Here is a 13337-nt window from a genome sequence, read left to right on the forward strand (position 1 = left end):
ATTTAGTTCGACTCGCGCCAGCCGCCTAAGACCCGACTATCCGGGCCGAAAAATACCAGCCGGTCGTGATCGATCAGATAACGATAAGCGGTCTCCAGCATATCGGTCACCTTCTCTGCATCGCCCATTTGTGGACACGCCATGCGGGTAGTGGCCAGCTCGCTGAACTCGATACGTTGGTTGTCGCCCAGGGTGACTTGCCCGGTAAAGCGGTTACAGCCGTCGTGGCCGCTAACCTTGCCGTCCTTGGAAATCTGGAAAGAAGGCGTTTGCGGCATGGAGAGCCGCTCGTCGGTACCCACCAGCAGCAGGTTCCAACTCTGATCGACAATAGCCCCCGAGAGAGAAGAGCCGCTTGATCCGTCTTGCGGTGTCGATTCTGGTCCAGGCGCACTGCTACAGGCGCTTAACAGCATCGCAGCCGAGGCTAACAGTGGCAGTAAACGCCAACCTTTCATGGTCATGATGATCTTTTCCTTGTTTAACGATTACCCGCTGGTTCTTAAAAAAAGTTTTGAAAACAGTTGTTAACAACGAGCCCTTAACAACAAGCCATTAACAATGGGCTTTTCACAACGTTCTCTTACCAGCTACCCGTATTTTCCATTGAGGCCCAGGGCTCCTGCGGCTCCAGCGCATCACCCTTCTGGAGCAGCTCAACAGAGATGCCATCCGGCGATTTAACAAACGCCATGTGGCCATCCCGAGGCGGACGATTAATCGTCACACCGTTGTCTTGAAGGTGCTGGCAGAGCGCGTAAATGTCGTCCACGCGGTAGGCCAAATGGCCGAAATTACGCCCGCCGGAGTACTCTTCAGGATCCCAGTTGTAGGTCAGTTCTAATTCCGGTGCGGGGAGGCGCTCTGAGCGCGACTCGTCTTCCGGCGCGGTCAGGAACACCAGCGTAAAGCGTCCTTTCTCGTTCTCTTTACGGCGCACTTCTTTAAGACCCAGCAGATCGCAGTAAAAATGCAGCGAAGCATCTAAGTCACTGACACGCACCATGGTATGTAGATATTGCATATCGACTCCTGAAAGAAAAACATCCTAGTCATACTTTACAAAAACGTGACAGCGGAAATAAATCGCTGCAACGCTGTATAATTAAATAATACCCTTTATCTTAGCTGGGTTTACCCGTCGGAGAAACCTGTGGATTCAGTCACTCAAGCCGCGCTTGGCGCAGCCATTGGCGGTGCCGTATTGGGCAAGCGCTTAGGGCGCAAGGCCATCCTAATCGGCGCCGTACTGGGCACCTTGCCCGATCTTGATGTAGCGTTGGACTATGGCGATGCTGTAGCTAATGTCACCGAGCATCGAGGCTTTAGCCATTCGCTTTTTGTGCTCACCGGGTTAGCTACCCTATTGGCACTGTTGTGCACGCGATTTGCTCCTGTAAAAGATATCAGCCTGCCCCGCTGGTGGAGCTTCTTTACGCTAATACTGATCACCCATCCACTGCTCGACGCGCTCACCACGTACGGCACGCAGCTGCTTTGGCCGCTTGACCTGCCCCCAGCGGCATGGCCGATTATTTTTATAATCGACCCGCTCTACACCCTTCCATTACTGATTGCGCTTGGGATTGCACTGGTATCACAGCGAGTAATGAAGGCGTGCGCTTGGGGATTAGCGATCACTTGTGTTTACCTTGTGATGGCCGCTGGGGCTAAGTTAACGGTGGAGCAACGCCTTGCCCCGGCGCTGGCGGAGCATGGACTGGAGGAAGCTCCCCTACTGATACAACCAACGCCGTTTAACATTGTGCTATGGCGTGCCACGGTGATTGACGGTGACCGCTATTATGAAAGCCTGATCAGTGTGTTTGACGACGACCGTCAGCCGCGTCTTGAGCCGCTGGTTCGTAACACTGAACTAGAGGAGTCCGCCTTGGCCAGCCAACATGGAGAGCGTTTAACGTGGTTTGCGGGTTCTTTTTTACGCTATGAGACGCGGGTTCTGGATGGAAAAGAAACGCTGGTCGCCACCGATATTCGACTCGGCTTCCCGGGTTTTCATCCGTTTAGCTTTACCCTAGCAACGTTAGAGGACGAACGTTGGGTACCGCTTGCGGTAAGCGAACAGCTCGAGAATACCCGTGGCATTCAGATAGAAACGCTATCGCGTCTCGCCGCTCGTGCCGCAGGTAACACCTCGATCCTGTGCGCCAGCGATTTCGAGGCGCATGAGTGGCGGGCCGAGCGTGTTGTCTATCGTTGCTGAGCTACCCCTTTATTAGGGTGCAATACCTTGACCACAGCCGCTATATTGCTCCCCGCCATAAGTCAGCGTAACCCGGGCGGGGAAGGGTTTGCCGCTCATATTGTCAAAACAGGCACCAGCTTCAATACGCACGCGGAAAAAGGGCTCAACGTCGGCATTTTCAATTACCACCCGACCGGCTTCGTTATCCATCACGCTGACCATATAGGGCAGCTTAATGCTTTCTTCCCCATAGTTCGTTTCCATTGTCAGCGTTGGCGTATCGTGCGCTAATGCCACCGACCACCCCGGCTCATTGCCCTGACCAAAGAACATGACACCAGGCCGTTCAACGCGTGTTAGCGCTGTGCGCTGCTCAGCCTGAGAGCACTGTAACTGGCCGCGAGGTGTCTCGACCAGGGCCTGGTCACCACGGTTCCAAAAGCTAATCTCGCCGTCTTGATAGCGGGCGCCACTGGCGACTACCGCTTGGGGTAGTCGCCACGCGCCGTGCAACGACCAAAGGCGCAGATCATTGGTATTAGTAGCGGTCACTAAATTCTGTCGTGCAGGCTCACACTGCCAAGCGGTAAATTGTGAGGCCGAACCGGGAAATAGTGCCGAGGGCAGAAAAGGGGCTCGGTTATCCAAGGTGGCTTGGTTGGCTGCCGCGGTTTCTGGCGAAGGCGTTGTCGCACAGCCAGTCAACACCACCGCAAGTCCCATGGCAGCCATCGCCGATACTCGTTTTTTTAGACTATTCATCGCGTCGCGCTCCCTGTATTGCTAACTGTATATATAACTACCAGTATTTTAAGATACGTGTATCTAACTACGCTTAAAAGCTTGCAGGTCTTGAGTATCGAAACTCTCTACCTGAGGGGGTAACCCCTGCTCCTCGCGTTTGATTTTTACCTGCATTTTTTCCGCTAGCCGTTCTGAGTCGTCATCAGTCGTGCGGCCATTCAGCTCAGCCAACTGCGCCATCCCCTGATGATAGAAAGTGAGCAGATCCAGTGCCACACGATTATTCTCTTCCACCGCTTTACGCAGCGTGGTGAGGTAGCCACTGACTTGGGAAAGGTGATGCTTGAGCTGCCAGACATAGCGCATTTCGGCCATCCAGGGGCGCTCACGCAGAACGGCAAATAGCGCGCTGGTGGCCAGCAGCCCGAGTAGCACGCCTAGGGCGTTGAGCCACAGGCTGCTACCAAAGGTGGAGGTTAGAAGCATCGAGAATAGGAGGCCAAAAATAATCAGCTGTCCCGCCATGGCGAAGCTGATCATGCGGGCTTTGCGGCGGTAGGTCTCGGGGTCGTGATGTTCTAAGGTAAATACCATGGCCAGCCTCATCGTTTCTTCAAAAGCCTTATGATACGGGGCTGACCAGGGCAAACAAGTAATAGCGTTAGTCAGTCACTTAAGCCAAGCGCTCTGCCGCTGTTTTGAGCAGATGTTCGGTGGTTTCCCAACCTATGCAGGCATCGGTGACCGAGACGCCGTAGCGCATGGCACCAGGCTTGAGGGGCTGTTTGCCTTCGAACAGGTGGCTCTCCAGCATTAGCGCTACCAGACTGGCCTCACCCGCCTGACGCTGCGCCAATACATCCAGCATCACCTCACTCTGGCGGCGATGATCTTTGCGGGCATTGGCGTGGCTGCAGTCCACCATCAGGCGTGGGTTTTGCCCGGCAGTACGCAGCGCGGCGGTAGCTGCCCTTACATGATTTGCCTGGTAGTTAGGCTCACCGTGGCCCCCGCGCAAAACCACGTGGGTGTGAGCGTTGCCTGCGGTTTGCTGGACGATAGGATGGCCGTGCGCATCCACTGCGAAACGCTGGTGGGGATGAGCGGCCGCGCTCATGGCATCAATGGCGACTTGAACATCGCCGCTGGTGGCATTCTTGAACCCCACCGCAGCCCTCAAATCGCTGGCCAGCTCACGGTGCAGTTGCGATTCGGTGGTGCGCGCGCCAATCGCTACCCAACTCAACAAATCATCCAGGTAAGGCGCCAGCATCGGCTGTAAAAGCTCAGTGGCCACGGGCAGGCCGCGGGAGGCGACCGCGTGCATCAATTCACGTGAGAGCGCCAAACCGCGGGGCATATCACCGCAGCCATCCAAGTCGGGATCATAGGCCAATCCTTTCCAACCCACGGTGGTGCGCGGTTTTTCAACATAGACGCGCATGACGGGCAAAATATGCTCACTCACTTCTTCACTTAGCGCCGCCAAACGGTCGGCGTACTCAAGCGCTGCATCGGGGTCGTGTACGGAACAGGGTCCAACCACGACCAGCAAGCGGTCATCGTGGCCACTTAAAATTTGCTGTACGGCGTGACGCTGGCGGGCAATTTGCGCGCTCAATGGGTCGCTTAGCGCAACACGCTGACGAAGTTCAGCGGGCGTAGGCAGTTTCTGTGAGATAGAAACGGCTGCCGTTGTATGTGGCAATTTGGCGTGAGCAGTGTTTTCAGTAGGACTCTTTGCAACAGGGCTATTTGCAACAGAGCTATTTGCAACAGGGCTGATAGGCGCATTCATGATTAACTCTCCGTAAGCGTGTGACATCGTTTAACTAGGTGACCACCCAATTGCACACGGTCGGAGGTGGCAGCTAGCACCGACCGCGCGTCGCTAAATCGCCAGCTATAGCCGTAACCCATAAAGCCGGTAGCGAAAACGTTAGTCAGTGCGCGATAGATCATGATGCTGCTCCTTAATGAAATAACGATGAACAATAAACCCGTCTTGAAATAGCGAGCCCAAAAACACCAGAAGCCCCGGTGGGGTTACCGACCGGGGCTTCTGTGCTTGCGGCAGGCAACCGAGTGGTGTGCCTGGTGGCGCGACGTTAGGCGTCGGCCAAGGGCACACCGGGGCTAAACCAATACCAATAAGATGCCACGCGCGCACTGCTAAACCCTGCCATGGCTGGCAGCGTTGTTGCAGTTTGAAAGCACGCTACTGTTTGCATCATTATTTCCGGTTTGTGGACAGAGTGATATCTGGCCGCCGCAATGGCGTTGGGGTTAATCCTGCCTGTAAGCATTGCAAATGGCAACACTCAACCGCTAAAAGCTTGAACCCAGCCGATAGTGGCGGGCAGCGCTGCCATGCTGACCAAAACAACCACGCCTAAAAAAATGGCGACAAAGCCAGAATCGTCTTTAAAGTTTTCGTTGTGATGGGCCATGTTAGCCTCCTTTTTTTATCAACGCTATATCAGAGGGAGTGTCAAAAACCTGAGGCCATGTTAAGTAGATCGCGGTGCGTAGGCAAACACATCCGAAAACACCCGCTCCAGCTTAGTGCCTTTTGTGTCCAGCGCGTCCAGGCAGGCGTAGACCATGTTGGGCGAACCAGAGATATACACGTCGTGGGTATCTGGCGTGATATCTGCACTTTCTAACACATGATCAATACGCCCCAGGTGGTGGATAATTCGCTCGCCTGCGGCCAATGGCTCTTCTAACGGTGATTCGGTCACCGCATGAAAGGAGATATTGGCGTGGATTTGCGCCCAGTGGCTGGCCAGTTGCTCTAAATAGAGATCGCGGTGTTCGCGGGCCGCCCACCAGAGCGAAATTTCTCGCTCCGGCTGTTCGTGCAGCACGGCTTCAACAATGGCTTTCATCTGCGAAAATCCTGTCCCCGCAGCAATCAGCAGTAGTGGCCTGTCGCTCTCGCTATCGAGCACGCAATCACCGCCAGGCAGGCGCAGCGTGAGCTGGTTGGCGACTTGCAGCAGTTCACGCAGCCGCGCAGAGTTGTCTCGCTCCGGCCAGTGCTGAATATGCAGTTCAATGACGCCATCGCCACGATCGGCACTGGCGATTGAAAACGGCACCCAGGTGGTGTCGTCCAGCTTAAGCTCCAAATACTGCCCCGGCGCATGCTGCATGGCTTCGGCTCGCCCAGCTAGTGTTACACCAAACACATCGGGGTTTAAGTTCTCAACCTCGGTGACTTGGCAAGTCAACGTCCTTGCACTCATGAAAGCCTCTTTTTGCAAATTCGGTCAGCGGTGCTCTCTATATTCAACCGCCGTGGCGCGGGGGAGGCAATTCTAGGCCAATGCCCAGTGCTTCCCAGCGTTCATCCACGCGCGCCTTAACGGCATCGTCCATCACTATCGGGGTGCCCCATTCACGATCAGTTTCTCCCGGCCACTTATTGGTAGCATCAAGCCCCATCTTCGAGCCAAGGCCAGAGACCGGCGAGGCGAAATCGAGATAGTCGATCGGTGTGTTCTCGACCATCACGGTGTCCCGGGCAGGATCCATACGGGTGGTGATCGCCCAGATCACATCCTCCCAGTTGCGCGCGTCCACGTCGTCATCCAGCACAATCACAAACTTGGTGTACATAAACTGGCGCAGGAAGCTCCAAACCCCCATCATCACGCGCTTGGCGTGGCCGGGGTACTGCTTCTTCATGGTGACCACTGCCATGCGATAAGAGCAGCCCTCGGGCGGTAGGTAGAAGTCGACGATTTCGGGAAACTGTTTACATAGAATGGGCACAAATACTTCGTTCAACGCCACGCCCAAAATTGCCGGCTCATCCGGCGGACGCCCGGTATAGGTCGAGTGGTAAATCGCATCGCGGCGCATGGTCATCCGCGTGACGGTAAACACTGGGAAGTGGTCAACCTCGTTGTAGTAACCGGTGTGGTCACCAAAGGGGCCTTCCGCGGCCATATCATCCGGGTAGATAAAGCCCTCGAGGATAATCTCGCTAGACGCAGGCACATCAAGATCGGCGTGGCCGCACTTCACCAACTCGGTACGCGAACCGCGCAGCAAGCCCGCAAAGGCATACTCAGAGAGCGAATCCGGCACTGGCGTCACGGCACCCAAAATCGTCGCTGGGTCGGCGCCAAGCGCCACGGCGACCGGGAAAGGCTCGCCAGGATGGGCTTTTTGGAATTCCAGAAAATCCAGCGCGCCGCCGCGGTGGGAGAGCCAGCGCATAATCAGGCGGTTTTTACCAATCTTCTGCTGCCGGTAAATACCTAGATTCTGGCGCTTCTTGTGCGGCCCTTTGGTAATCACCAGCGGCCAAGTGACCAGCGGCGCCGCATCGCCAGGCCAGCAGTGCTGAATGGGCAGCAGGCCAAGATCGACCTCGTCGTCTTCGTATACCACCTCTTGCACCGGCGCATGCTTGACGTTTTTGGGCCCCATGCTGAGTACTTGCTTGAAGATCGGCAGCTTGTCCCAGGCGTCTTTCAAACCTTTAGGCGGATCAGGCTCTTTGAGAAACGCCAACAGCTTGCCCACTTCGCGCAGCGCTTCTACCGAGTCTTGGCCCATGCCTAATGCCACCCGTTTGGGTGTGCCAAACAGATTGCCCAGCAGCGGCATATCGTGGCCTTTGACATTTTCAAACAGCAACGCCGGGCCACCGGCACGCAGGGTACGGTCGCAAATCTCGGTGATTTCCAGGTAAGGATCGACTTCGACGTGGATACGCTTGAGTTCACCCTGCGCTTCAAGCGCAGCGATGAACTCGCGCAAGTCTTTATACTTCAAGGCACGCTCCCTGGCTGGCGAGTGCGCCGCTCTAGCGGCGCTTCATCGCTTCAAAGAACTCAAGATTGGTCTTGGTATCTTTCAGACGGTCAATCAGGAATTCAGTGGCGGCGGTGTCTTCCATCGGATTAAGCAGCTTACGCAGAATCCACATGCGCTGCATTTCATCCTCAGAGGCCAGCAGGTCTTCACGGCGGGTGCCGCTACGACGAATATTGATTGCCGGGAATACGCGACGCTCAGCCAGCTTGCGGTCCAGGTGGGCTTCCATATTACCGGTACCCTTGAACTCTTCGAAGATGACTTCGTCCATCTTGGAGCCGGTATCCACCAGCGCCGTAGCGATAATTGTCAGGCTGCCACCCTCTTCGATATTACGCGCCGCACCAAAAAAGCGTTTCGGCTTCTCAAGGGCATGGGCATCGACACCACCGGTCAGTACTTTGCCGGAGCTGGGTACCACGGTGTTGTAGGCACGCGCCAGGCGGGTGATCGAGTCGAGCAGGATGACCACGTCTTTCTTGTGCTCAACCAAGCGCTTGGCTTTCTCGATGACCATCTCGGCCACTTGCACGTGACGCGCAGGCGGTTCATCAAAGGTCGACGCCACCACTTCGCCACGCACGGTGCGCGACATTTCGGTCACTTCCTCAGGGCGCTCATCGATCAGCAATACGATCAGGTGGCACTCTGGGTTATTGCGCGTGATGGAGGTCGCGATGTTCTGCAACATCAGCGTTTTACCCGCCTTGGGCGGCGATACCAGCAGACCACGTTGGCCTTTACCAATCGGCGCGGTTAGATCGATGATCCGCGCGGTCAGGTCTTCCGTGGAGCCATTACCGATCTCCATACGCATACGATCGTCTGGGAACAGCGGCGTTAAGTTCTCAAATAGGATCTTGTGCTTGGCATTTTCCGGACGGTCAAAGTTGATTTGACTGACCTTCAGCAGGGCGAAGTAGCGCTCACCCTCCTTCGGCGGACGGATTTTACCGGAAATGGAGTCCCCCTTGCGCAGATTGAAACGGCGGATCTGCGAAGGCGATATGTAGATATCGTCGGGACCGGCGAGATAGGAGCTGTCAGCGCTACGCAGGAAGCCGAAGCCATCCTGAAGAATTTCCAGCACACCGTCGCCATAAATATCCTCGCCACTTTTGGCGTGTTTCTTGAGGATGGCGAAAATGATGTCCTGCTTGCGCGAACGGGCCAAGTTATCAATACCCATTTCACGGGCGATATCGAGGAGCTCGGGAACGGTTTTTTGCTTGAGTTCAGTGAGATTCATCGGTGTGTTAGAAAGTTGCTCATGGAAGCTGGGCGCCAGGCGCCGGGAGTATGACAGGAGGCGTGAAAGTGACGCCGTGTGATGCGTTCAGACCCCGGTAGTGGCACGCGCTCGAAATGAAAGGAACTGGGTTGATCTTAACTAACAACATTAGTGCGTGTCGTCATTAAGGTTCAACTCGAGGGTGCTGACAGTTGTTAAATCTGGTTGACACAGAAAAGTGGCTAAACCAGTGGGCTATCTGACGACTTGGAAATCTGGCTGACGCTAATAGGATAATAGTAAGTAACGTCTGGGGTGACCAAGGTGCCGTACTTGAACAACACATGCAAGATGATTTATCTAAACGATAAGAGATATAAACGTCAGTCATCTCAACAGCGAAGCGCTTGTGGACACACTAACTAACCAGGTCAGATCAGGCCAGTTGTTCGATGGTAGTCAAGCGCCGCGATAAACGCAAGCCTTTGGCAATTGACAATGGATAAAGGTCACCGCAACCTTGGCACAGATAACACCAAGGAATGCTCATGCCCAAGGATATTTCGCTCCCCATTGACGCCTCTCGCATTGAGGCAGACAGCGGTGCACCGCAGCGCTTAGCCGCTATTGACCTGGGCTCCAACAGCTTTCACCTACTGGTGGCCAACTACCAGCATGAACGCCTTCAAGTGGTGGCCCGCTTGGGTGAAAAGGTGCAGCTAGCCGCAGGTTTAGACGATGACGGCCGGCTCAGCGAAGAGGCGATGCAGCGCGCGCTGGACTGCCTGGGCCGCTTTGCGCCGTTTTTAAGCGACATTACCGATGCTAATTTGCGCATCGTCGGCACTAACGCCTTACGCGATGCACATAATAGCCAGGCATTTATCGAGCGCGCCGAGGCTCAGCTAGGGCACGCCATCGAAATTATTGCCGGCCGAGAAGAGGCCCGACTGATTTATTTAGGTGCCGCCCATGCGCTGGCGGAAAATGGCCGCCGATTAATCGTCGATATTGGCGGCGGTTCGACCGAATTTATTATCGGCGAAGCCTTCGAGCCCAAAGCACTGGAAAGCCTGCGTATGGGCTGCGTGACCTTTTCTCGACGCTTCTTCCCCGACGGCGAATTAAACGAAAAGCGCATGCGCCGTGCAGAGCTAGCCGCCCTTTCGGAGCTCGCCAATATTCAGCGCCCTTATCAACGTCTGGGTTGGGATGATCCGGTGGGATCAAGCGGCACGATCAAAGCCGCCGCCAGCGTGCTGTTTGCTTACGGCGATACGACTACGGAAGGTGTTATTACCCGTAGTGGCTTAAAGAAGCTGCGCGAACGCCTATTGAAGTGCAAACAGTTGGACAAAGTAGCGTTGGACGGCCTTAAAGCCGACCGCGCTAAAGTCTTCCCGGCGGGTATTGCCATTCTTGGGGCGATTTTTGAAGCCTTTGATCTATCCCAGATGCGCTATGCAGATGGCGCCCTGCGCGAAGGCGTGCTCTACGACATGGCCGGGCGCAATACGGCGGAAGACTCGCGCTCCAAGAGCCTGGAGTCGCTAAAGCGCACCTACGATGTAGATACGCGCCAAGGACTTAACGTTGCCGACACCGCAGAGCGCCTGTTTGATCAGGTGCACCAGGCATGGTCGCTAAGCTCTGAACAAGGCCGCTACATGCAGTGGGCATGCCACGTGCACGAAATCGGCCTGGCAATCTCTCACAGCCAGTTCCATCGCCACGGCGCTTACCTGCTGGAGCACTCTGACCTGGCCGGTTTTTCACGCCCTGAACAGCGCCAACTGGCGTTTTTAGTGCGTGCCCACCGGCGCAAATTTCCGCTTAAGGAGTGGCAGGCGTTGCCCGTGGCGCAGCAGTCGGTCACCCAAAAGCTCGCCCGGCTGCTACGTTTAGCCGTGCTGCTCAACCATTCGCGCCCTGAAACTGCCCCACCGCTACCGGAGATCAGCGCTGACAGCAATAGCCTGACAATTACCCTGCCTGCCAGCGATGAACCCACGCTACTCAGCACCGATTTGGAGCAGGAGCAGGCGTTTATGGAAGCTGCGGGGTTTAAGCTGGTGGTTAAACAGGCGAAGTCAGACGGGTAAACAGGGCCCCCTCTGCTTGATATAGCAACTGAGCAGGGGGACGGATCACCCCAATACACGCATCAGCCTGCATAATGACCACCAGCCGCTCGCGTTCCCAGGGCGGCACCTTAGCCTCTTGTAACAGCCGCTTGAGATCACGCCGCCCTCGATTGGGCAGTTGAATAACCTCTCCACCCTGTCGCCAGGTGGCTCTCAGCGGTTGAGGTAGCGTTTGTGATGACGCTATCTTCCAGCCGAGTGGGCCTAGGGGGGTATCTAGCGGCGCATGACCATTCCAATCCACCTGCCAAGGCGGGAGTGGTTCGAGGGGCGTCATCAGGTAGAGCCGCTGACGCCATACGCGCGCCTGAGCACCCGGCCACTCAATGCATACGGCTGCATCTGGTTTGGCTTTCAGTTGATCCAACAGGCTCTCTAAACGCTTTTGCGGCGGCGTTGACAGGCTCTGCTGTTGGCAAAGCGTGCGCACCAGCAGCCGTTGGCGGGGACGAGAACGCGAGCTCAGAGCGGCGGCATCAATGCTACTGGTGCCACTTAGTAACGTTTGGAGCTCTTGCTCCGCGTATTCTACCAGCAGACGATCGGCTTCTCCGGCATGGCGTGCGCTTTGTGCCAAAGCCCCCGCCGCATCGGGCCAGCGTGTTTCGATTGCTGGCAGCACTGCGTGGCGCAAACGGTTGCGATCGAGGCTGAGGTCGGTGTTGGTAGGGTCTTCGCACCATGTCAGGTCGAGCGACTGCGCCGCGGCTTCAAGCGAGGCCCGAGGCGTCGTTAACCAGGGGCGCACCAGGGTGACGCCTTCGGCATCGCGGCGATAAGGCATGCTCGCCAAACCACGCGCACCGCTGCCGCGTAGGGCCGCGAGCAGAAAGGTTTCCGCCTGATCATCCTGGTGCTGGGCTAGCCAAAGCGTGTCGCCGGCGGGAATGGCGGCAAAAAAGGCCGCGTAGCGGGCGTTACGGGCCGCGCCTTCCACGCCTTCACCTTGGGCATCCACCGCCACGCTCTTCACCGATAGCGGAACGTTCAATCGCTCGCAGAGGGTTTTACACTGCTCTTCGAATGTGGCTGCTGCTGCCTGAAGGCCATGGTTGATATGAATGGCGCGCAGGGGGCGGCCTGCTGGTTGGCAAACCACCGCAGCTAAGGTAAGCAGCAGGCTGGAGTCGAGTCCACCGGAGAGCGCCACCCAAATAGAGCGCCCCGGCGGGGTTTCCGCCAAGGCGTCGTTGAGTAACCTTTCAAGCGTGTTAAGCGGCTGAGGCGCCATAGCTCATTAAACGCTTGTAGCGGCGCTCTAGCAGTGCGTCGGTGTCCAACGCCTGCAGACGTTCCAGGCTAGCGGTCAGCGCCTCTTTAACCCGTTCGGAGGTGGTCAGCGGATGGCGGTGGGATCCACCCAGCGGCTCTTTAATTAGCGTATCCACAAACCCAAGCGTTTTTAGGCGCTCGGCGGTAATCCCCATGGCCTGGGCGGCGTCGGAGGCTTTGGCGGCACTCTTCCACAGAATAGAGGCACAGCCTTCCGGCGAGATGACCGAATAGGTGGAGTACTGCAGCATTTGCAGCTCATCGCAGACGCCAATGGCCAGCGCGCCGCCGGAGCCGCCCTCGCCCACCACCGTCGAGATAATCGGCGTTTTTAGCCGCGACATAACGGCCAGGTTGTAGGCGATCGCTTCTGACTGACCGCGCTCTTCGGCATCGATACCTGGGTAGGCGCCTGGGGTATCGATAAAGGTCAGAATCGGCATTTTAAAGCGCTCGGCCATTTCCATCAGGCGGCACGCTTTGCGGTAGCCTTCTGGGCGCGGCATGCCGAAGTTGCGGCGCACTTTCTCTTTTACATCGCGGCCTTTTTGATGACCAATGACCATCACCGGCGCATCGTTCAAGCGTGCGATGCCACCGACTAGCGCGGCATCATCGGCGAAGTTGCGATCACCGTGCAGTTCGTCGAAGTCGGTGAAGATGTGTTCGAGATAGTCCAGCGTATAAGGGCGCTGAGGGTGCCGAGAAAGCTGCGAAACCTGCCAGGGAGTCAAATCCTTGAAGATTGATGCCGTCAGCTTACGGCTCTTCTCTTCCAGCCGAGCAATCTCGTCAGAAAGGTTGACTTGGCTATCGGAACTGACTAAGCGCAGCTCCTCAATTTTTGCCTGAAGTTCGGCAATCGGCTGTTCAAAATCGAGATAATTAGGATTCATCGGCGCTGCCT

At 56.2% G+C, this 13337-nt stretch carries 13 protein-coding genes; 2 read left to right on the plus strand and 11 right to left on the minus strand.

From position 1 onward, the window contains the following. Positions 1–2: 2 nt before the first annotated feature. Both QT230_RS05740 and gloA read right to left on the minus strand, forming a co-directional pair. Positions 3–464, minus strand: coding sequence for an META domain-containing protein (locus tag QT230_RS05740; protein WP_308320624.1), 462 nt, complete (start codon positions 462–464; stop codon positions 3–5). 119 nt (positions 465–583) lie between these two features. Continuing rightward, entirely contained in the window at positions 584–1024 is a 441-nt protein-coding gene (gloA, locus tag QT230_RS05745; RefSeq protein ID WP_308320625.1) for a lactoylglutathione lyase, read from the minus strand. A 129-nt stretch (positions 1025–1153) separates the two neighbouring features. Here gloA and QT230_RS05750 point away from each other — a divergent pair, with 129 nt between their 5' ends. Beyond that, positions 1154–2224, plus strand: coding sequence for a metal-dependent hydrolase (locus tag QT230_RS05750; protein WP_308320626.1), 1071 nt, complete (start codon positions 1154–1156; stop codon positions 2222–2224). 12 nt (positions 2225–2236) lie between these two features. On the opposite strand, the gene QT230_RS05755 is transcribed toward QT230_RS05750, so the two are convergent. From QT230_RS05755 to rho, 7 genes are all read right to left on the minus strand, one after another. Continuing rightward, on the minus strand, positions 2237–2968 hold the full coding sequence (locus tag QT230_RS05755) for an MliC family protein (RefSeq protein ID WP_308320627.1): 732 nt from the start codon (positions 2966–2968) through the stop codon (positions 2237–2239). Between the two features lie 63 nt (positions 2969–3031). After that, entirely contained in the window at positions 3032–3544 is a 513-nt protein-coding gene (locus tag QT230_RS05760; protein WP_308320628.1) for a DUF3087 family protein, read from the minus strand. Between the two features lie 79 nt (positions 3545–3623). Next, on the minus strand, positions 3624–4748 hold the full coding sequence (locus QT230_RS05765; RefSeq protein WP_308320629.1) for a 3-deoxy-7-phosphoheptulonate synthase: 1125 nt from the start codon (positions 4746–4748) through the stop codon (positions 3624–3626). 523 nt (positions 4749–5271) lie between these two features. After that, positions 5272–5400 (minus strand): hypothetical protein, encoded by a 129-nt coding sequence (locus QT230_RS05770; RefSeq protein WP_308320630.1) that lies wholly within the window; start codon positions 5398–5400, stop codon positions 5272–5274. Between the two features lie 60 nt (positions 5401–5460). Beyond that, complete coding sequence (locus tag QT230_RS05775; RefSeq protein ID WP_308320631.1) at positions 5461–6201, minus strand: FAD-binding oxidoreductase; 741 nt, start codon at positions 6199–6201, stop codon at positions 5461–5463. A 43-nt stretch (positions 6202–6244) separates the two neighbouring features. Next, positions 6245–7741, minus strand: a complete 1497-nt coding sequence (gene ubiD, locus QT230_RS05780; protein ID WP_308320632.1) for a 4-hydroxy-3-polyprenylbenzoate decarboxylase — start codon at positions 7739–7741, stop codon at positions 6245–6247. Positions 7742–7772: 31 nt separating this feature from the next. Beyond that, positions 7773–9032 carry a transcription termination factor Rho gene (gene rho, locus QT230_RS05785; RefSeq protein WP_007111700.1) on the minus strand — a complete coding sequence of 420 codons (1260 nt, stop codon included), beginning with the start codon at positions 9030–9032 and terminating at the stop codon, positions 7773–7775. A 530-nt stretch (positions 9033–9562) separates the two neighbouring features. On the opposite strand from rho, the gene ppx reads away from it, so the two are divergent. After that, positions 9563–11116, plus strand: a complete 1554-nt coding sequence (gene ppx, locus QT230_RS05790) for an exopolyphosphatase (RefSeq protein WP_308320633.1) — start codon at positions 9563–9565, stop codon at positions 11114–11116. Here the strand turns inward: ppx and tilS are convergent. Continuing rightward, a complete protein-coding gene (gene tilS / locus QT230_RS05795) occupies positions 11091–12389 on the minus strand; it encodes a tRNA lysidine(34) synthetase TilS (protein WP_308320634.1) in 1299 nt (432 codons plus the stop codon). The genes ppx and tilS overlap by 26 nt on opposite strands. Next, on the minus strand, positions 12370–13326 hold the full coding sequence (locus QT230_RS05800; protein WP_308320635.1) for an acetyl-CoA carboxylase carboxyltransferase subunit alpha: 957 nt from the start codon (positions 13324–13326) through the stop codon (positions 12370–12372). Before QT230_RS05800 ends, tilS begins: the two co-directional genes overlap by 20 nt. Between the last annotated feature and the right edge of the window lie 11 nt (positions 13327–13337).

Source organism: Halomonas sp. SpR8, from assembly GCF_031010195.1.
In the GTDB taxonomy this organism is placed as follows: domain Bacteria; phylum Pseudomonadota; class Gammaproteobacteria; order Pseudomonadales; family Halomonadaceae; genus Vreelandella.